Origin of the sequence: Chryseobacterium sp. MYb328 (genome assembly GCF_037572595.1) — a bacterium.
In the GTDB taxonomy this organism is placed as follows: domain Bacteria; phylum Bacteroidota; class Bacteroidia; order Flavobacteriales; family Weeksellaceae; genus Chryseobacterium; species Chryseobacterium pennae.
On sequence record NZ_JBBGZQ010000031.1, the window covers coordinates 25,880 to 47,084 of the forward strand.

General features: G+C 34.8%; 17 protein-coding genes and 1 tRNA gene. 7 read left to right on the top strand and 11 right to left on the bottom strand.

Annotation, left to right across the window (positions count from 1 at the left end):
• The 5 genes from WH267_RS22785 to WH267_RS22805 all read right to left on the bottom strand — a co-directional run bounded on the left by WH267_RS22785 (position 1) and on the right by WH267_RS22805 (position 6,736).
• Positions 1-783, bottom strand: coding sequence for a hypothetical protein (locus WH267_RS22785; RefSeq protein WP_340011194.1), 783 nt, complete (start codon positions 781-783; stop codon positions 1-3).
• A gap of 221 nt (positions 784-1,004) precedes the next feature.
• The gene (locus WH267_RS22790; protein WP_340011195.1) at positions 1,005-1,538 is read right to left on the bottom strand and encodes a hypothetical protein; all 534 of its coding nucleotides are present in this window, start codon (positions 1,536-1,538) and stop codon (positions 1,005-1,007) included.
• Between the two features lie 236 nt (positions 1,539-1,774).
• Positions 1,775-1,846 (bottom strand) — tRNA-Arg (locus tag WH267_RS22795).
• Between the two features lie 75 nt (positions 1,847-1,921).
• On the bottom strand, positions 1,922-3,700 hold the full coding sequence (locus WH267_RS22800) for a TonB-dependent receptor (RefSeq protein ID WP_340011197.1): 1,779 nt from the start codon (positions 3,698-3,700) through the stop codon (positions 1,922-1,924).
• A gap of 72 nt (positions 3,701-3,772) precedes the next feature.
• A complete protein-coding gene (locus WH267_RS22805) occupies positions 3,773-6,736 on the bottom strand; it encodes a tetratricopeptide repeat protein (RefSeq protein WP_340011198.1) in 2,964 nt (987 codons plus the stop codon).
• A 258-nt stretch (positions 6,737-6,994) separates the two neighbouring features.
• Between WH267_RS22805 and WH267_RS22810 the strand changes: the two genes are divergently transcribed.
• The 3 genes from WH267_RS22810 to WH267_RS22820 all read left to right on the top strand — a co-directional run bounded on the left by WH267_RS22810 (position 6,995) and on the right by WH267_RS22820 (position 11,490).
• Positions 6,995-9,235, top strand: coding sequence for a CocE/NonD family hydrolase (locus WH267_RS22810; RefSeq protein WP_340011200.1), 2,241 nt, complete (start codon positions 6,995-6,997; stop codon positions 9,233-9,235).
• Positions 9,236-9,339: 104 nt separating this feature from the next.
• Positions 9,340-11,022, top strand: a complete 1,683-nt coding sequence (locus tag WH267_RS22815) for an APC family permease (RefSeq protein ID WP_340011201.1) — start codon at positions 9,340-9,342, stop codon at positions 11,020-11,022.
• Positions 11,023-11,154: 132 nt separating this feature from the next.
• Positions 11,155-11,490, top strand: coding sequence for a DUF962 domain-containing protein (locus tag WH267_RS22820; protein WP_115972204.1), 336 nt, complete (start codon positions 11,155-11,157; stop codon positions 11,488-11,490).
• Positions 11,491-11,726: 236 nt separating this feature from the next.
• Here the strand turns inward: WH267_RS22820 and WH267_RS22825 are convergent, their stop codons facing one another.
• Genes WH267_RS22825 through WH267_RS22835 form a run of 3 tightly spaced genes read right to left on the bottom strand, consistent with a single transcriptional unit; the run spans position 11,727 to position 13,480 of the window.
• On the bottom strand, positions 11,727-12,191 hold the full coding sequence (locus WH267_RS22825) for a hypothetical protein (protein WP_115972203.1): 465 nt from the start codon (positions 12,189-12,191) through the stop codon (positions 11,727-11,729).
• Between the two features lie 24 nt (positions 12,192-12,215).
• Positions 12,216-12,677, bottom strand: coding sequence for a lipocalin family protein (locus WH267_RS22830; RefSeq protein ID WP_115972202.1), 462 nt, complete (start codon positions 12,675-12,677; stop codon positions 12,216-12,218).
• Positions 12,674-13,480, bottom strand: coding sequence for a hypothetical protein (locus WH267_RS22835; RefSeq protein ID WP_340011204.1), 807 nt, complete (start codon positions 13,478-13,480; stop codon positions 12,674-12,676). The genes WH267_RS22830 and WH267_RS22835 overlap by 4 nt, the downstream gene beginning before the upstream one ends.
• 278 nt (positions 13,481-13,758) lie before the next feature.
• On the opposite strand from WH267_RS22835, the gene WH267_RS22840 reads away from it, so the two are divergent.
• Positions 13,759-14,373 carry a DUF4377 domain-containing protein gene (locus WH267_RS22840; protein ID WP_228438785.1) on the top strand — a complete coding sequence of 205 codons (615 nt, stop codon included), beginning with the start codon at positions 13,759-13,761 and terminating at the stop codon, positions 14,371-14,373.
• A gap of 206 nt (positions 14,374-14,579) precedes the next feature.
• Here the strand turns inward: WH267_RS22840 and WH267_RS22845 are convergent, their stop codons facing one another.
• Both WH267_RS22845 and WH267_RS22850 read right to left on the bottom strand, forming a co-directional pair.
• On the bottom strand, positions 14,580-15,518 hold the full coding sequence (locus WH267_RS22845) for an SPFH domain-containing protein (RefSeq protein WP_115972200.1): 939 nt from the start codon (positions 15,516-15,518) through the stop codon (positions 14,580-14,582).
• Positions 15,519-15,663: 145 nt separating this feature from the next.
• On the bottom strand, positions 15,664-17,019 hold the full coding sequence (locus WH267_RS22850; RefSeq protein WP_115972225.1) for a deoxyguanosinetriphosphate triphosphohydrolase: 1,356 nt from the start codon (positions 17,017-17,019) through the stop codon (positions 15,664-15,666).
• Between the two features lie 160 nt (positions 17,020-17,179).
• Between WH267_RS22850 and WH267_RS22855 the strand changes: the two genes are divergently transcribed.
• From WH267_RS22855 to WH267_RS22865, 3 genes are all read left to right on the top strand, one after another.
• On the top strand, positions 17,180-17,806 hold the full coding sequence (locus WH267_RS22855) for a class I SAM-dependent methyltransferase (RefSeq protein WP_123318800.1): 627 nt from the start codon (positions 17,180-17,182) through the stop codon (positions 17,804-17,806).
• 194 nt (positions 17,807-18,000) lie between these two features.
• Positions 18,001-18,735, top strand: coding sequence for a DNA-formamidopyrimidine glycosylase family protein (locus WH267_RS22860; protein WP_340011207.1), 735 nt, complete (start codon positions 18,001-18,003; stop codon positions 18,733-18,735).
• Positions 18,736-19,313: 578 nt separating this feature from the next.
• On the top strand, positions 19,314-19,970 hold the full coding sequence (locus tag WH267_RS22865) for a glycosyltransferase family 32 protein (RefSeq protein ID WP_123318798.1): 657 nt from the start codon (positions 19,314-19,316) through the stop codon (positions 19,968-19,970).
• Here WH267_RS22865 and WH267_RS22870 read toward each other — a convergent pair.
• A complete protein-coding gene (locus tag WH267_RS22870) occupies positions 19,967-20,302 on the bottom strand; it encodes a DMT family transporter (RefSeq protein ID WP_123318797.1) in 336 nt (111 codons plus the stop codon). The two genes, WH267_RS22865 and WH267_RS22870, sit on opposite strands and share 4 nt — an antisense overlap.
• Between the last annotated feature and the right edge of the window lie 903 nt (positions 20,303-21,205).

A 21,205-nucleotide genomic window follows, 5' to 3' on the forward strand; every position in this document is an offset into this window, starting at 1 on the left:
TCAAGACTTTTTAGATTGTAAATAGGCAATAACTTTATCTGAAAAGTCCTGCATCCAATTCCTCATATTATCAAGATAAATAGTTGCTCCACTTCTACGTTCTGAAGTAATTCCAGAAATATAATTATCGTAATTTTTGAATAAATCCTTTCTACCTTCATTGTCATTATGTCTACCTTCTCTGGTTATTCCTATGCGATAAAGACGATATTTATTATCAAAAATATCATTTTGGACATTTTGAAGTATGTTCCCAGCATCAAGCTGACCAATTAAGATAGAAATTATTGATACCAAGGCATTATTTTTCTCTCCATTTTCAAACTCCTCAAATTCAGGAAAAACTTGTTGAGTAATTTTACCTCTCGGACCCGTAGTACATTTATCTTCAGTTATAATTATACTTCTCAAACTATCATCATCATTTAGAACTAAAGCTAAACCATCAATACCATGTTGAGCTGGTGCAAAATGAGGATAATTAGAAAAGAATTTTTCACCAGCACTTCTCTGCGCCAATACGATCCAGGATATCATTTGAAAAATCCATCCATCACGCTTTTCAATAGTGGTTGATGTTATTTTATTAATCACCTTATCAATGGAGTCATTAGGATGTACAGGAAAAATAGTACTCAAAGAATTAATGATACGATTGATGTGTAGGTGATGACCCAGTAACATTTCCCCAACATACTCTGCTAGTAAATCTTTATTTTTTATCTCATATTCATAGTCAATGACTAACGGGGAACAATCTGTATCAATAAGGTTGAAGGGCATAAACTATAATGGTTATTCATGGTAAATATAAAAACAGCAAAATCAAAATATTACTATTCTAACAAATATAATAAAAACATGAATACCTTCCTTTATGGTTTTCCGTGGTTTTGTGAAAAAATTAGAAATAAGGGTTTATTAAATTGTCTATACAATTCGGTTGCATAAGAAAAATCATATATATTTAAACTTGTTGCGTATTTTAAATTATGTTTGCATTCTTACACTCTTGTAAAACATATATTATCAACGCATTGAATTGTATCTATAATATATCGAATTGGGTAGATAACCTCTATACACATTTTGGCAAGTGTATCCGCTTTGGTCTCCGAGAAATCTTCATTCTTAATGAAATCAAATGCTGAAAAGAGCAAGTTATAATAACCATTTTTGATTCCTTCAAAACCTAACCTAACTTTATGTTCATACTTTGCAAGAATTATATCATCGGAATAGGTAGTCTGGGTAATTTGATAATTTCCCGCACAGAGTTTAAAGTCAAAAGGAAATCTTCCTTTAGCTGGAAAATCATAAAAGCTTTGGTTGTCGTCTCTGATTCTCTTATTGATCTCGTGGATTTCAGATGATGATGGAATATAAAGTTTTATTCCTTGAACAATATCATCTTTCAATCGTTCCGTCAAAGAACAATTTTGATTATGATACTCCTTTAAATACTCAGGATTTTCAAGCTGTATCTCATGACAAAGGTCAACAAGGGATTGCCCTTCTTTTACATAATAATTTATCATTTGGATCTGTGTTTTTATCATACAATGATAAGTAAAATCATCCAATAAAAACATAGGTATTTCCCCATACTTCGAATTATTTTTCACTCTTAACCACTATACAATAACAAACCAAAAAGAATAAGTTTCGTAGAAAGTTTAAAAATCTTCATGACAGGAATACATAAAGTAAATTGATATTGGAGGTATTTTCAGGGGCATACAAACAAAAAAGCTCCTTAAAAAAGGAGCTTTTGTGACCGCAGAAGGATTCGAACCCTCACTGTCGGAGCCGAAATCCGAAGTTCTATCCATTAAACTATGCAGCCGTATTCATCAGGAATGAATGATAAGTAATACGTAATACTTAAATTACTTATCATTCATTGCTGATTACTTATGGTTTAGAAGGTAATCTTCACACCACCCAGAATCTGTGGGCCTAAGACTTTATAAGCCTTGTAGGTTTGATATTTTGAGCTTAGAAGGTTATTTCCGAGTGCGAAAATACTGAAATTTTTGTGAATTTTATACTCTGCAGAAAGATTTAAATCAGCGTAACCACCAACTTTATCGTTCGTATTTTCTAATGAACGGTAAATCATCCCATTAGGAGCTGAAACATCTGCAATTCCTTCAATTGAAAAAGAGTTAGTTGTTCTGTCGCTTGCGAAAATTCCTTTGAAACCTAGCAATAATTTCTTATCAAGCATCGTATATTTTGCGCCAATACTCGCGTTCACTAATGGAACGTTGTAGATATTATCGTAGTTCTTCAAGTTATATTTTGTAAACCTTACTTCCCCGTCAATCATTAAGTTTTCTAATGGGAAATACTGTACACTTCCTTTGATATCACTTACATTCCCATCATCGTAGATTGCAGAGAATGTGTTTGCATAGTCATAAGCGGCACGATTCATGGTATAATTATTATCAAAAAGACTGTTTGCTCTGAAGAACATGATGTCTTTCATTTTTCCGAAACCGGCAGAGACATCATATTTCAATGTTTCATCAATATCTCCTCTTAATCCTACATAAAAGTGATATTTTGTTTCTGTAGGCTTTAAATACTGGTCAGAAAGCACATAAGGATTCTCCTGAAGAAGATCTCCGTAAGTGTTAAGTTTAAGACCTCCATCTACCCCACCATAGAATTTAAATTCTTTGGCAGCAGCCACCTGGAACTCAGCTTGTGGAAACCAGTACGTTTTATTGTTCTTCACCTGATCCATTAGTCTGTTTGAGTTCTTAGCATTCAGGAAAGAAAATCCTGATCCTAGCATCAAATAAGACTCTCCTTTTCTGAAAGTCACTTTTGGAGTTAAGCTGGTATTAAAGAAATTGGAAGAGTTCTTGTCTACCATTTCAAAATCTGTTTTCACAGCTTCTAAACCTACCCCTAAATCTGCATTCAGATTGATCCCTGATTTTCCTAACTCAACAGCATGCTTAGAGAAGTTAGCCAAAATAGAAACCTGGTTTTCCTGAGCATCAAAATGATCTTTCAGGAAGGAAGATTTTACTCTTACATCATTCAGAATTTCATTGGAATAAAAATCATAGTATCCATTTACTTTGAACTGATTGACTTTTTGCTTTAAATCAACATCTGCTGATGGTGCTAAAGCATAAACCCCATAATAGTTATAGTTATTCAATCCATATTCAGCATTGATATTGAATTTCCCTTTATCTCCATAAGAGTTAAGGAAAGCACCTATCGTTGCGGATGTTTGTTTTGATTTCCAGTCGTAATCATTTTTAAGACCACTTGTAGACAGCAAATGTACATCTGCTCCTACTTCGAACTTATTTTGAAGGGTTTTGGATACATTTCCATCCAACAGAATCTTCCCATAATTTCCCATTCCAAACTGGACATAGTTATTCTGAGCTGTTCCGTCAAATTTCGGAGCCACATCCTCTCCCTGAATGGTAGAAGTTTTGAAATCAGAAACTGCAGGAACGTCTGTAATGGTGTACCTTACAGGAGTCTGGGATTTCTCTTCCGGTGGATAGTTTTTAATCGTTTCCACGGAAGTCTTCTTTTTCTCGATCTTCTTCACTTCCGGTTCTCTCTTTTTGTTAAGAACCAGTTTTTCCTCTTTGATCTGGGAAAACGCAAACTGCGAAACCCCTAAAAATATGATGGATAATAATTGAATTTTTCTGTTCATTACTACTTCTTGTATTTATGTATCCATGTAAAATGTACTAATGACTGTTTACATGAACAGGATACTGCATTTTTACTTTTTAATCTGATTTTTAACTTCTTTCGCTTCTGCTACGATATCCGGGAAGCTCTTATAATTGGCAATAATCTGGTCACAAGTATAACTTGCCTGGTAATTATCTTTTAAGCCAATATAGTTTTTAGCCATCATTACCAATGCTTTTGCACCCCAATATTCTTCTGATGCATAATTATTCGCAAGCTTAAAGATCGTTTCATTAGAAGATTTGAAAGCTTTTCCTTTATTCTGATAATAAGCTTTTGCATACAGAGCTTCAGCAGCTACTGAAGTATTAGATGATTTTTCAAGAGACGTATAAGCTGTTTGGGCATCTTTATCTTTTCCTGAATTCATCAGACTTCTTGCTTTGATTACTTTTGCGGTTTCTATTACTGCTGCTGAGTTTTTGGAGTTTGCAATGACTGCATTAGCCAGTTTTTCTGCTTCAGAAAAATTCTTTTCACCTGCATACAGCTTCATCAGCTCAACATTCGCATAATTTTTAATGCTGATATTGGAAGAATTTTTAATTCCTTCAAGATATTTTTTAGCTTCAGCAGTATTCCCCTGTGTAATAAAGATCTGTGCTAAACGGGTTTGGGCATCATCCTGATAATCATTCTGAACTCCAGCTACTTCCTGTAAAACAAGTAAAGCTTTCGTTGAGTTATTGGTTTGATAATAACTTTCTCCCAATTCATATTTAGCCTGATAAAGACCTTCTCCCGTTGGATTCTGCGTTAGATATTTCTCATAATAAGAAATTGCATTTTTGTAGTCTTTCTTCGCGAACAACTGTTTTCCGGTAGACAGGTTGATCTCATCAATTTCAGAAGCATCAACATTTACTCCAATAGTTCTTGCAAAATTTTCATAGCCTGCAACATCACCGTTTTTCGTGAAAACTGGTTTTGCAGCCTGAACGATCTTTTGAGCATACGCTGTATTTTTATACTGCTCTCCCAACGATTTCAGTTCAGAAAGAGCTTTATCATTCTGGTTCTGATCAATATAATTTTGTGCTCTGTAGATAGAAGCATTAGCGATCAGGTCTTTGTCTGAAGATGTTTTAATAACTTTTCCAAAATAATCATTGGAATTCGCAAAGTCATCCTGAGCCGCATAAGCCGTTCCTATTTCATACTGTGCATCATCATAATATTCCGAATCCGGATATTTGGATAAAAGATTTTTCAGGTTGGTAATTTTAGCCTGAGTATCTCCTTTAAATCCTAAAGCCATTGCTTTCTGATATACAGTATAATCTGTAGCGTCAGCATTTTTATCATAGATTGCAATTGCTTCATTCAGGTCATTATTCGCATAGTGAATATCTGCCAGACGAAGTTCTGCATCGTTTTTAAATTCAGGTTTAGGATTGGCCAGGTACTGCTTGAAATAAGTAGCAGCCTGGTCGAATTTCTTAGCTTTAAAATAAGCATATCCTAAATCATAAGGCAGCTGCTGCTTTTCCGGGAAGCTTTCATTAAGAAGCTTTTCATAACGGGCAATCGCAGACGGATAATTTCCTTTCTGGTAATATACCTGAGCTAACCAATATAAAGCTCTGCTGTTAAATTCTTTATTGATATTAAAGCCTAAACTTCTTAAGAAATATTTCTCCGCTTCATCATAATTCCCTTTATTGAACTCTTCTGTTCCCAATAAATAAGAAACTTCCTGATCTACTTTATTGATATCAGGTGTTGAACCCTGTAATCTATCAATAGCATTCAATGTTTCCTTATAGTTTCCTGAATACAGATATGATTTCACCAATAGCGATCTCATTTCTGAAGCATTGGAAGCATTCTGGTTTTCGTTGATATAACTTTGAAGAACAGTAGACGGATTCTCAAATGGGTTTCCAATATCGTAACCCAGTTTAGCATATTGCTCATGAGCCAGTTTCTTCACTTTCGCATCATAATCCATCTGGTAAGAAGAACGGAAGGCAGAAAGAGCCTCCTGTTTTTTATCAACAGCTAAATAAGCATTCCCCAATTGGTAATAAGCATTCTGTGCCAATGCTGAGTTACTGTTAACAAGCTGGTTATAATAGGAAACTGCTTCATCATACTTTTTCAGCTGAGCAGCAACAAATCCCATTTCGTAAAGATCATTTTCAGAAGGGTTCTGCTGTACATTCAGATAATCTTTCAAATGCGGATAGGCTGAACTGTAATCCCTTTTCATGAAGTAACTTTCCCCAATGATCTTGTGTACTTCTGCTTTATAAGATTCTGAAATATTTTCGTTCAATAAAGCATTTCCTTCAGATATAGCCTTATCATAGTTTTTATCATTGTAATACATCTGTACATAATACGGACGTACCAGTTTCGAGAACTTATCCTGATCTTTTATGGAATCAAAATACTGGAAAGCCTTATCATTTTGTCTGTTGCTGTAATAGAGGTGACCAAGCATATAAGCAATTTCTCCTTTCTGAGACTGATCTGCTGTTGTATACGCTTCTTCCAGAGCATCAGTGGCCCCTTTAGAATCACCCATCATAAACTTGGCATAGCCCAATTTCAAAATATACTGGGTATTCTCCTCTTTTGATAGCTGATATTGGTTTACCTTTTTCAAAGTTTCCAATGCTTTGTCAAAATCTTTTTTAGCCAGATAATAGTCAGCTAAAGGAAGATTAGCCTGTGCAAAATAAGCAGAATTAGGATATTCTTTCATGAAAGCTGTCAATCCTTCTTCAGCATGATTTTTCTGAAGAATTACGCCAATCACATTATCAAAAAACTGAGCCGCCTCCTTCTTTGAACGGGACAAATTCTGATTGTAGAAGTATTGTCTTGCGTATTCGTATTGGGAGGCGTTGTATATTTTAGTCTGATAAAGATTTTCAGCTAGATTGAATCTATAATTTTCTTTCTGGGTAAAATATTGGGACTGTTGAGCATCGGAGATTCCGAAGTAAATGACCGCAGCCGCTAAAAGTATTTTTTTTGATTTCATTCTTCTCGATATAAGAAAATTAGTCTAAATAAGTTAACGAAAATATTAAAAACTTATTGTTTAAGCAAGTTTTAACAGATTTAATGCCATAAAGCAAAGAATTCACAACAGTAAAAAACATTTCACTATCGCATGATAAAAATTCTTAATTTCGTCTGATAAAATGTAAACAATTTCAGTAAACAGTTATCAAAAATACATTTTCGACCTGATACTTTTTCAACAGCAGCTAAAAACATACCATAAATGCACTACAATATGAAATTTAAGATACTTTTAGCATTAATTTTTATCAACCTGATGCAGGCTCAAAAATTTTATTTTCCGCAAACCGCTGTAACCGACTCTGTTGTTTTCGAAAAACATATACCCGGTCTTGCTCTGCAAGTAATTTCACAACTTCAGACAACGAAGAACAAACCTAAGAACAATGTAGACCTTTTAGACGACCTTTCCCGTCTGCAGGTTGTTGCTAAAGACTACAAAGGCTCCATTATTACTTTAGCGGAGCACCGAAAGGAATTTGCAGAAAACAATATGGCGGGTTACAAATCTCTGGCTTACGAAGTCTACAGTATGGCCAAGCTGAATGAATTGAAAAACAAAATGCCTTTTCCAAAAGCATTCCAGGCTGCTTTCAATAAAAAATACGAAAGTATGGACGAAAAAATAATCCCAAGAGTCAGCATTGTTCTCAAAGGAGATGTAAAGAACTTCAGAAAACTACTGAAAACAATAGTGGATAAACAAAAAGGGAAAGACAGTATTGGATATGGCTCTGCCCTTGCCTTATGCAAAACTTATCTGAACTATAAAGTATTTTCAAGTATTCAGCCGTACGTTTCACAGGTGATTGCTGCAAAAGATAAGGAGAATTTCATCATTGAAACCCAGGATCTAAAAACAAAGACCGGGAGTACCCTGACCATTACTATTGTCAGAAAACAGAAAAATAAATCACCACTTCCTGTTATCCTCGCCAACAACATCTATGCAGGTCCATTTGACGACTATTTTGGAAAGAGAGCGGCCATCTATAATTATGTAGGCGCTGTAGTCAATACCCGGGGTAAGAGAAACAGCAATGACATCAACAACCCTTTTGAGCATGAATCACAGGATATCTATGAGGTAATAGACTGGATAAGCAAGCAACCATGGAGCAATGGTAAAATAGGTATGATCGGTGGAAGTTATCTGGGTTTCAGTCAATGGGCTGCCGTAAAGAAACTGCATCCGGCATTGAAAACGATTGTCCCACAGGTTGCTGTAGGAATCGGGATAGATTATCCGGCACAGAATAATGTATTCATGAGCTATATGCTGCAATGGATACAATATGTTACAAACAATAAATATACTGATGAAGCAGACTTCAGTAATGCTGCAAAATGGGATTCCATCAATACTGCATGGTATAAAAGCGGAAGATCATTCAGATCTCTGGACACTATCAGTGGAAAGCCCAACAAGATATTCCAAAGATGGCTGGATCATCCGGGATATGACCAATACTGGCAAAAAATGGTTCCTTATAAAGAGGATTTTGCCAGGGTCAATATTCCTGTATTAACGACTACAGGGTATTATGACGATGATCAGATTGGTGCTCTTTATTATTTCAAACAACATTACCAGTACAATAAAGATGCTGATCACTATCTGGTAATAGGCCCTTATGATCATAGAGCAGCACAAAGTTTCGGGACAACCTATGTGAATGGTAATCCTATTGATCCCGTTGCCAGAATAAGCATTGATGAGCTTGCCTTCTCATGGTTTGACTATATTCTTAAAGATGGAAAAAAACCAGAGCTCTTAAAAGACAGGGTTAATTTCCAGGTGATGAATACCAATACATGGAAACATGTTCCTACTCTTGACAGAATGCATACCTCTACTCTTAAATTCTATCTGAAAGACCATAAGAACAGCGCATCTGTTTTTACAAAACCAGAAAGGCCTGACTTTACCAAACAAACTGTTGATTTCAAAAGCAGAGATGATAAAGATCTTTATTACAAGATAAGTAAAACAGACAGTGCAAAGGTTAATAATCTCATTCATTTTGAGAGTGAACCTCTTGATAAGGATATTATCATCAGCGGAAACCTGTCAGGATTACTTAATGTATCCATCAATAAAAAGGATATGGATACCGATATCTATCTGTATCAGGTACAGCCAAACGGAAAACTTTCTTTACTGTCTACCCATAAGACAAGAGCCAGTTATTCAAAAAATAATGAGGTCCGTCAGCTTCTTGAACCGAACAAGATGGAGCAAATCCCTATCAGACAATCGATGTTTACCAGTAAAAAGGTTGAAAAAGGAAGTAAACTGCTTTTATTTGTAGGCATTGGCAAAAGTCCGAACTGGCAGATCAACTATGGAACGGGTAAAGATGTAAGTGAAGAAACTATACAGGATTCCGGGGAACCGCTGGAAATAAAATGGTATAATGACAGCTATGTGGAAATACCTGTTTATAAAGACTAAAGGCTTTTCGTTAAGTATTTTTACTTAAATGTTCTTAACGACTGTTAACATCAAAATAAAAAATCATTACATTTGTTTTTTTCAAATCAAATATAGTTTATTGAATGAGTCAACTTTTTAGAAGGAAAGTCTATTCGGATACAGATACTTCAACAGGACTTTTAAGGGTATTAGGTGTATGGGACATCGTATTTTTTGGTATTGCGGCAATTATAGGAGCTGGAAGTTTCAGCAGTTTGGGAGAAGCCGTTTTCAGAGGGGGTCCCGGTGTTATACTTCTATATTTGATATGTGGCTTTGCCTGTGGTTTTACCGCTTTATGCTATGCTGAGTTTGCCAGCAGGATTCCTACAGCTGGATCTGCCTATACGTATGCTTATGCCAGTTTTGGGGAATTGATTGCCTGGATTATTGGCTGGGCACTGATTATGGAGTATTCCTTTGGAAATATTTACGTAGCTTTTTCATGGTCTGATTATTTCACCAGCTTTTTAGGGCGTATCGGAATGCATATTCCTGACTATCTGACCTGCAGTTATACAGAAGCTAAAAAAGCTTTTTTGAATGGCTCTGAGAATAAAGAACTATTAAATGCATGGAAATCCGCACCGCTTATTGGGAATCTAAAATTCATCGTTGACGTTCCTGCATTGGTCATCAATGGCTTAATTACATGGCTCTGTTATGTTGGAGTAAAGGAAAGTAAAAACTTCAACAACTCCCTGGTTATCTTAAAACTGGGAGTAATTATATTAGTTATTTTAGTAGGTTTCGCTTATATCAATACAGACAACTGGACACCAATAAGTCCTATAACAGGTACTCCATCCTTTATGCCTAATGGGTTTACAGGAGTTATGAGTGCTGTTTCAGGAGTTTTCTTTGCTTATATTGGTTTTGATGCCTTAAGTGTTCTTTCTGAAGAAACAAAAGATCCTCAAAAGACCTTACCAAAAGGAATGATCATCTCTCTTGTATTATGTACAGTGATCTATATTGCTCTTACTTTGGTATTAACAGGGATGGTAGATTACAAAAAGTTTGACGGCGTGGGAGACCCGCTTTCATTCATCTTTGAAAAAACCAATGCCAATGTAGCCTGGATGGAACTTGTGGTTTCTTTTGTAGCGATTGTTGCCATCACCACTGTATTATTGGTTTTCCAGATGGGACAGCCAAGAATCTGGTATGCGATGAGCCGTGACGGATTGATGCCTCAGAAGTTCCTTAAGATTCACCCAAAATACAAGACGCCATCTTTTGCAACTATTGTTACCGGGATTGTGGTAGGAATTCCTATCTTATTTACAGATAAAACTTTCATCCTTGATTTTACAAGTATTGGAACTATATTCGCATTTGTTTTGGTTTGTGCCGGAGTTTTAACTCTTCCTGCCAAAGAAAAAATAAAAGGCAGATTCCACCTTCCTTATGTCAACGGTAAAATTATTTTCCCGGTTATTTTCATTGGTGGACTGATTGCTTTCTACTATTGGCAACCTGAGTTTTTCCAAACATTGATGAATTGGAGTGATCCTAAAGACGGTGAGTTCAGAGCCTCTATTTTCTTCTTTATTATTATCAACCTAATCTTATGTGTGATTACTTTTATAAAGAACCTTTCTCTTATTCCATTAATAGGATTAAGCTCTTGTTTATACCTGCTTACCGGAATGAGCCATGAAAACTGGTTCTGGTTTGGGATGTGGTTCCTGATTGGAATGTTTATTTACTTCTTCTACGGTTATAAAAACAGTAAACTTGGAAAAGAGCTAAAGAATAGCTAAGACAATACATACAACGTTAAAAAAGGCAAAATAGCACAATGAGCTATTTTGCCTTTTTCTTTTTTATTGCTTATTTAAAAATCGGCAGAATTATTGCTACAAATTCAACAGAAACAATAAACTAATGCCGCTATGTCTGAAAGAATCAAAACATACAGGGAATTTTATCAGTTTTATCTCACGGAACACAGTAAAACAGGAACCAGAATTTTCCATTTTATTGGTACATTGCTCATATTTGTTGTCATAGGATATGTGATCAGTTCAGGAAAAGAAAGATTTCTATGGTACATTCCGATTGTTGGATATGGGTTTGCCTGGTTTAGCCATGCTGTGATTGAAAGGAATAAGCCTGCTACTTTTAAATATCCGTTGTGGTCACTGATCTCGGATTTCAAGCTTTTCTTTGAATTATTAATCGGCAGACAAAAATTTACAGGAACTGATAATCAAGTACAGAATCCGTAACGATACCCCATTCTATTTTTGCTTCCAACATCATGTTTTTTTTAATTATTAAAAGGAATTAAAACGGGAAGAATACTAATATTATAGCTTCCCTTTAAAGATAGTATGCCATTCTGAATGAATAGAGTGAAATAAAGAATCTCAATTATGAATGAGATTCCTTCTTTGTCGGAAATCGAAGATTCGACGTAGTCAATGACAAATACCTTGTCACTCAAAAACACTTAACATTCAGGTTAAATTTCTTCAGATGAAGTTGAATTTTTCGGTGCAATCATTTTCCCTATCCAATAGCCTAAAGACGGTAGAATAAAAGACAATACGAGTGGCAATACAAGGGAAAAACCGGTTCTTTCCAGTTTTACAATCAGCGGAAATAAATAACCGTTATAGGCTATTAAAGCTAAGGTAAAAATAAAATTATCATTCCCCATTGACAAAAGATTAAAATTATTTCCAAACTGATCAAACAACCCGGACATTGCAAAGAAAACAACATTTACAAAAAACATCCACAAGACAGATCTGTACTTCATCTTTTGCTTCGCATTAACATATCCGGCAATCATTAAAAAAAGAGACATTATTGCAGAAATCGAATAATCTACAATGGTAATAACCTCTTCACTACTCCCCTTTCCAAAGAAATAAATGGCATATAACAATAAGTTGACCAGATAGATTACTGTAACAAAATTCATAGGATTTCAATTAAATTTTTAGATTCAATACTGTTTTTCAAGAATATCATAATGAATGGTATTCGTCACTTTTTCCGCTAATGCATCTCCGTCAAGCTTAACAAAAACCGGTTTATAGTCCGAAAATGTCATGGTTTTATCTTTATTGAAAGTCACAACAACTTCTTCAAGAATATTTTTATCATCTACATAAAACTGGACCCTGTTGTCCACAATCTTCCAAAAAGAAAGCCTTGGTTCTGATGGGGTACAATCTCCTACTTTTCCTCCTATATAGTTATACACAGCAAAACCATCTTCTCTTATAGCATAGTTACGCATCAGTCTGCAGTTATCAAACTCTTTCACCACCTTCTTCTTCCCTTCATAAAACCCCGCTTCTTTCAGCTTCCAAAAGCCTACAACATCTTCCTTCTTAAGTTTCTGTGCGCTTACCAAAGCGCTAAGAACCAAAGCAGATGAAAACAACAGTTTCTTCTTCATCATTTTTTCTTTTTCTTTTTAACATTAGGGGTCTTGGGAGCTTTATCCATTTCTTCTCCCACTTCAATAAGTCCCATAGATAACATAGAAGCCGGATCACCATGTTTCTCTCCTTCCTTCCAGGTTTCAAAAGCTTTTTCCCGAAGTCCTAAGAGGTGATAATAAGCTCCAAGAACATTATATCCTTCCGGTTCTCCAAGGTCTGTTATTTTTTTGGAAAGCTCTATCAGCTCCGGATGGGGCTTGAGTTTTTTATCTTTGATTTTTTCAAGGTCACCAAAGAAGCCGGGAGTATATTCCATCATCTTTAATCCAAAGGCATTGAGGCATGCTTTGGCTAACCCCTGATTGCAAAAGTCTTCACTAATCCTGGTATAATCGTTAGCATTGGAGAACAACGCATCCAATCCAGACATATTTTTCGTCTTATCATAATACCCCGCCAATAAAACTGCTCTTTTCTGAGATTCTGCAGGATTCACTCTGTTATTAACCTCAGTACTGTCTTTTTTACGAACCCAGACTCCGTTTTTAACCCAGTCTGAAATACCGATTAGTTTATCTTTTTTGATTTTAAAAACAAATACATCTTTATCCGGAATCACAATTAAGCTATCATTTCTTGTAAAATAATAACTGCTTTTAAACCCATCCACTATTTTACCGTTCCCGTCAAAATTAAAACTTTTATAAAAAGTCTCATTTCCCTGTTCTTCAAAGTATCCCTGCAATGCATTATCTACCTTTTGAGCAAACGTATTACCGGTAATACAAACAGCAGAAATTAATACGAATATTTTTCTCATCAATTCAAATTCTTTCTTACACTCTAAATACCTCAATTATATCTTTAAGTTTATCATAAAACAAGATTCAATTCAGGAGCTTTTTCCTGTCTATAATTTACTGGCATCCAATATCTCGTACCTGAATTTCATTATATTTAACATATCATTCTTCCTTTCTTCACTTATTAGAGTCCTCAAATTAAATGATTAAAAAATAAAAAAACAATCCCGGAAATCCGCTAATTCAAGGAATTTTCGGCATGGTAATTGTGAGGTAAGGTTTTAAAATCAAGTTTATGAAAAGTATAGCAACAATTCTAAAAGGGGCAGCACCCGCATTAGCATTATTCGCAATGACGCAGTGTACAACAACAGCTGGAGTTTCTGCCGGAGATGAAAAAACGTTCATCGTAGGACCACAGACAGCAGACTGTACAGGAGTAGCTCCAATGAAATGTCTGCAGGTAAAAGAAAAGGCTTCAGAAGACTGGACTAATTTTTACACAAACATCGAAGGATTTACTTATGAACCAGGGTATGAATATGTTTTAAAGGTAAAAACAGAAAAAATTGCAAACCCGCCAGCTGACGCTTCTTCAATAAAATATACATTGATAAAGCAGGTTTCTAAAACTAAGAAAGATGCTGCAGCAGCAGGTGAAAAAACACTTATTGTAGGAGCACAAACCGTAGACTGTTCTGCAGGAGCAGGTCGTATGAAATGCCTGCAGGTAAAAGAAAACGCTTCTGAAAACTGGAGTAATTTCTACAGCAACATTGAAGGATTCACTTATGAACCGGGTTACGAATATGTTTTAAAAGTGAAAACAGAAAAAATAGATAATCCACCGGCAGATGCTTCTTCAATAAAATACACATTGGTAGAGCAGGTTTCTAAAACTAAGAAATAAAATAAAAACGCTTCAGAAATTTCTGAAGCGTTTTTTGTTTTATTGTATGAAAGCCTGAAGCTGAAGGCTGGAAGTTACCATCAGCCAGTGAACATATTTTTATCGTATTGTATAGATATTACCCTGAAAGTAGTTTAAAATAACCCTTCATCCCTACTTTCGGTAATCACAACTTCCATCATCCAGCTTCCATCATCCTTTCCTTATTAATATCCCCCTTCTTTTCGTGGTGGTTCAGGGTATTTTCCCTTGCTCGCTTCTCCCACTGTATTGGCTGTTGTCATGGCTACAACAAGATCATTCAGCATACTGCTTGCTGCTGTTGGTGAATTGGGAAGAAGAACAAGATTACTTCTGTTACTTGCTCCTACGGAATGTAAGGTATCATAATGCTGTGTCACTACGATAAGAGCCGATGCTTCATGTGAATTGATTTCTACATTATTCAGCATTCTTACAGATTCTTCAAGTCCTTTTGCAATTTCCCTTCTTTGGTCTGCGATTCCCTGTCCTTGTAGTTTTTTTGATTCGGCTTCAGCTTTTGCAACGGCTACGATTCTGATTCTCTGAGCCTCAGATTCATATTCTGCAGCAGTTTTTTCCCTTTCTGCAGCATTGATTCTGTTCATGGCATGTTTTACCTGTTCATCAGGGTCAATATCTGTCACCAATGCTTTGATAATATCATATCCGTAACTGTTCATCGCTTCCTGAAGCTCACTTTTTACGGCAATCGCCACATCATCTTTTCTTACAAAAACATCATCAAGTTTCAGCTTTGGAACTTCTGCTCTCACCACATCGAACACAAATGAAGTAATTTGATTTTCAGGATTTTCCAGTCGATAATAAGCATCTCCTACCTGGCTTCTGATGACCTGGTACTGAACAGAGATTTTCATCTTGATAAATACATTGTCCAGTGTTTTAGTATCAATCATCACGTCCAGCTGCTGAATTCTGAGATTTAATCTTTTTGCAATCTGATCTATGATGGGAAGCTTAAGATGAAGCCCTGAATGTTTTACTCCCTGGAATTTTCCAAAACGTTCAATGATTGCTGCCGTCTCCTGTTTAACCACAAAAAACGATGCAAATAAAATAATTAACCCGAAAATAATAACGGGAGCCAGAAAAATACCCATAGTTTAGTTTTTATATTGATTCTTATAAAGATAGAAATAATATTTAAACCGTGGATATTTAAGGCGGGAAGCGGGAGTAATTGAGGTGTGAAATAGTAACATCCAGCATCCTTTATTCCCTCTTCCAGCCTTTAATCTAATAGGTTTATACCGTCATTCCGATATCAATTCCTTTGATTTTTCTGTAAAGGTCGGTAGCGTAATTATCTGTCATTCCGGAAACGAAATCTATAATTCCCAATACCTTCTGGTAATCGGTTCCGTTTTCATAGACAAACTGTCTTGGAAGAAGCTTTAATGCCTTTTGATCGTAAGATTTTCTCTCATCATCCGGTTTCAGGATGGAAGGAATGAAATGATCCAGCAATTCATACATTACATTGTATCCTGCGTTCTCAATTTCTACAACAGCTTTATGGTTGTAAATTTTTTCGATAGAGAATGATTCTATATCCTGTAAAGCATTGTTTTCGGATTTGTAGACATCCAGAAGTCCTTTGTCAAGATTTCCTTCCAGAATGGTTTCAAAATTCTGCTTATAAATCTCAAGTGATTTGTTAATCAAGGCATTGATCGCTTTTGCTCTTAAATAAGAGATTTTTTCATTTTCATTGGAAATGGAAGACAGTTTATTTTTAACCTTATCAATATCGTTACTTTCTGATTTTACCAGTTCAAAGAAAAGATTTTCACAGTCAGAAGTGGATACTATTCCCAATCTGTGGGCATCTTCCATATCGATAATATTATAGCAGATATCATCAGCAGCTTCTACCAGCCATACAAAAGGATGCCTTTTGAAAATATGTGGTTCTTCACATTCGGAAATCAGCTGGGTTCCTTTTGCAATTTCAAGGAATATATCTTTTTCATTCTGGAAAAAACCGAATTTCTTACGGTGAATAATTCCTTTTTTCTTGGCTACTGCCTCACACGGATATTTTGCAATACTCGCCAGAGTAGAAAATGTAAGCTGGATTCCGCCGGCATCTTTCCCTTGTTGTTGCTGAGCCAAAACCCTGATAGCATTGGCATTTCCTTCAAAATTAACCAGATCTGCCCATTCTTTTTCATTGAACTTGAATTTCAGATCTTTTTCATTTCTTTCAAAATAACTTGCAATAGCATCTTCTCCTGAATGTCCGAAAGCCGGGTTTCCAACGTCATGACAAAGGCATGCCGCCGCAATTACATTTCCTAAATTATATAGATAAAAATTCTTTGAATCTTCAGTAAGTTCATTTTTATAGTCCTCAGCAATGAATTCACCAATAATACTTCCCAAACTCCTTCCCACAGATGATACTTCGAGAGAGTGCGTCAGCCTGTTGTGCACAAAAACACTTCCGGGAAGAGGGAAAACCTGGGTTTTATTCTGCAGTCTTCTGAATGCAGAAGAGAAGATAATTCTGTCGAAATCCCTTTGAAAATCAGTTCTTGAAGCTTTAGTATTTGGATTATTTCCTGTACGTTGATTGGTGAAAATCTGGTTTAAATTCATCATTTTTCAAAATTACTCCAAATTTTAATTTTACGGAATAGTATTTAGATATTTATTAAGCAGACATTATCATTCAAAAAATCTATTAGCATCAGAGTTTTTTCCGTTGATTAATACAGATGAAAAGACCTTACATTTGATAGAAATTAAACTATTAAAAATGAAAGACAGCACATGGCTTGACAAATGGAATGAAAGGTATACCCATGAGGAGTTTGTATATGGAACAGCTCCCAATATCTATCTGGAAGAACAGCTCAGCAAATTAAATCCCGGCACTATTCTTTTTCCTGCCGACGGCGAAGGAAGAAATTCTGTTTATGCAGCATTAGAGGGCTGGAAAACATCATCTTTTGACATCAGTGAGCAAGGCAGATCTAAAGCTTTGCAACTTGCAGAGCAGAATGATGTAACTATAGATTATCAGATTGGCGAGCTTCAAACCTTAAATTATCATGAACAGCAATTTGATGTAATTGCCCTTATCTACGCTCATTTTCCGGGGGATATTAAATCATCCATCCACCAAATGCTTGATCAGTATCTTCGTAAAGGTGGATTTATCATTTTCGAAGCCTTCAGTAAAAAGCATCTTGATTACGTCACAAAAAATGAAAAAGTAGGTGGACCCAGAGATATAAAGGATTTATTTTCAATAGAAGAAATTAAGGCTGACTTCCCGAATTACTCCATTATAGAACTTGAGGAAACAGAAATTGAACTTAAGGAAGGATTATTTCACAACGGAACGGGTTCTGTGATTCGTTTTGTGGGACAAAAGCAATAAATATAAACGTTTATTTCTTATTCTGTAGGAATCTGATTTTGGATTTTGAAAATACTTTATTGAGATTCCTACGGAATGACAAGTGGATGATGAATTCATTATTTTAAGTTCCTGATACACCCGGATGGATTAATCTGAGTTCTACATTTTAGTTTAACGGAACAGTATTTGAACTTTTATTGAAAAGTAACATCATGCCTGAAGGTCCATCCATTATTTTAATGAAAGAAAGCCTGCAGCAGTTTGTTGGCCATAAGGTAACAGACGCATCAGGTAATGCAAAATTCGATAAAGAAACATTCATTGGCCAAACACTTCATGAGATCCGCACTTTTGGAAAGCAAACCTATCTGGTCTTTGAAAAAGCAGCCATCCGTATTCATCTCCTTATGTTTGGTTCTTACAGTATTAATGAACAGACAAAGCCGAAAAATACCTTAAGGCTAGCTTTGCTTTTCTCAAACGAAGGAATGTATTTTTATACATGCTCTGTAAAATCTGTAGAATTAGATTTTCTTTCTACGATCGATTGGGAAGCAGATGTGATGAGCAATCTCTGGAACCCGGAAAAAGCAGAAAAGAAACTGAAAACCCATCCAAATATGATGGTATGTGACGCTTTAATGGATCAGAATCTATTTTCAGGAGTCGGAAATATCATCAAAAATGAAGTTCTTTTCAAAATTGGTGTACAACCGGAAAGCTTAACAGGAAATCTACCCGCTAAAAAGCGTAAGGAACTTATTACAGAAGCCAGAAATTACAGTTTCCAGTTTTTGGCTTGGAAAAGAGAATTTACCTTGAAAAAGCACTGGCTGGTTCATACAAAATCCACCTGTTCGATCTGTGGCCAAAAACTTATTAAGAAAAAAACAGGAATCGGAAAACGAAGAAGTTTTTATTGTGAAAATGACCAGAAACTTTATTAAAGAATCGAAATCCATTTATCATTTTATTAATGGCACAGATCATTCAGATTATCACTTATTAATTTCTTACAAAGATCTACGAGCTGTTTAAAAAGCACCATATATTTTTCAACAAATCAATTCCACCAAGTGATCTACGGGATTATTCGGAATGCAATTATCTCTAACCCCCTCTTACTTTCTGTGCTGCTTATTTTCCTATATTAATTTCTCTTAACAATTTTCTAATGTCATTTTAATCTCCTTAATGATATTTTAATCCCATTCCAAAGAAATTCTAATTTGGTCACTTTAGTTTTGTACCAAGCAGAAAAAAAATTTAAAAAAAACACAACAATAAAAACACAGCTATAACAACTTCAATAATAGCGAATTAATTTTTTAAAGAAAGCAAAGCTTTAAATGCAACATTTAGAACATAAGTTCTAACCTTTTTTTTTACAAAAAAAAATCAAAAAACACAAACAAAACTATTCCATTAAAACCATCATTCTCTTTAGCGAAAATTTATCAAAACATGAATCCCATTGATAAAAAGCAATTTCATGCTTAATTAATAATGATGATAAAAAAAGAATATGGCTATACCCAAACAAATATTTCAGACTTTTAAAACAAAAAAGCTGCCTTTACTTACAAAATTTCACATTTGGAATATGAGAAGGAAGAATCCTGAATATCAGTATTTTTTCTATGATGATCATGATATCGTAAAATTTTTGTCTGAAGAGTTTCCACCACAATATATTGAATGTTATAGCAGGCTCACCATTGGTGCAGCAAAAGCAGATTTTTTCAGATATGCCATTTTATACAAAAAAGGAGGAATATATCTGGATATAGACAGTACAATCACCAAACCTTTCAGGCGTCTTATAAAAGATGAAGATGAAGCAGTGATCTGTAAAGAAAGACATGAAAATCTATATGTTCAATGGGCACTTATTTTTAGAAAAGACCATCCTTTTTTAAAGAAAACATTGGAACTAATGCTTTACAATATAGAAAACCACTGCTATCCTAATAATGTACATGCTACAACAGGTCCTAGTGTATTCAGCGAAGGGATAAAACAGTCTTTAGAAGAAAATCAGCATATTTCCTACACTTTATTTAATGGAATTGAATTCCGCGGTTATTTACAGTTTAAATATAAGCTGGGAAAATTTTTTCTGTATAAAAATAGATCACAGCACTGGAAACAGCTTCAAACCACACAGGATATTATTATTTAATGAGTTCCCATCTTTGAAAACACATTGATTACGATTACCCCCAAAATAATCAATGCTATTCCGATGATGGCAGGTAAATCCGGAACCTGCTTAAATGCGACAACCCCGATTATTGTAATAAAAACTATACCTACACCAGACCAGATCGCATAAGTAATCCCAACCGGAATCTGACGAAGGCTCAGACTTAAAAAATAGAAGGCACAGGCATATCCTATTACCGTAACAACGGATGGCCACAGCTTAGAAAACTCTTCTGATTTTTTCAGAAAGGTTGTAGCTATGATTTCAAATACGATGGCCAAAGCCAGAAAAAGATAACTGCGTCCCATAAAGTATTATTTATGCAAAAATAACAAAACCTCTTTCCTGTTCCCAAAAAGAAGTCTTCAACTTCTATATTTCGTTTTCTTAATTTACATTTAAACCTCAACAAGCTGACAAATGAGAGAGACATTTCCGGTTCTGGCACAAAAAGGATGTCATAGAATCTGACAGGCAATAAAAAAATTCAACGCAAAAAACACTGATAAAAATAAATTTTCTTAACATAGAAATCTGTTTTACGCTGAAATTTTACACATAAAATTCTCATTTCACATCAATACTATGCATCACATTACTTATTGTTTGTTTTATCAAGTCTAATATAGAAGTCTACAAACGCTTAACATTTTCATATTTTTTTAAAGACAGAACAATAAATATATTAATAAATTCACAATAATACATTAACAAAATGTAAACAAAAAATCTCTTAAAAATTAAATAAAACACCCATAACACACTGATATACATCATAGTGATTTGCTTTGGCACGTGATTTGAAAGCTGTAATATTGCAATTGAAAGATTGATAAAAAAAAGTCAAATAATTAAAAATAATACAAAATGGTAACTTATATCGGTATCGCAACATGTTTAGTAGTATTCTCATCATATTTCATGACAGCAAGAAGAGAAAGAAACTAATCACTCAAATAAATAAGCCTATAGCAAAACTATACTAATTATATTGTTTTATGTTTTTACTCTGAGAAATCAGATTGCTCTTTTACCTATGAGGTAAAAGGGCCCAAAAACATAAACAAAAAGATCTTAGTTTCATAACAAATTTTTATATCCAAATGATGAATCCGAACATTAGTTCGGATTTATTTTTTATAGTAATTAAGCTTAATATTTAAATTATCTGCTAAAACCACCTCATTACTTATTACTCATCATTAATCACC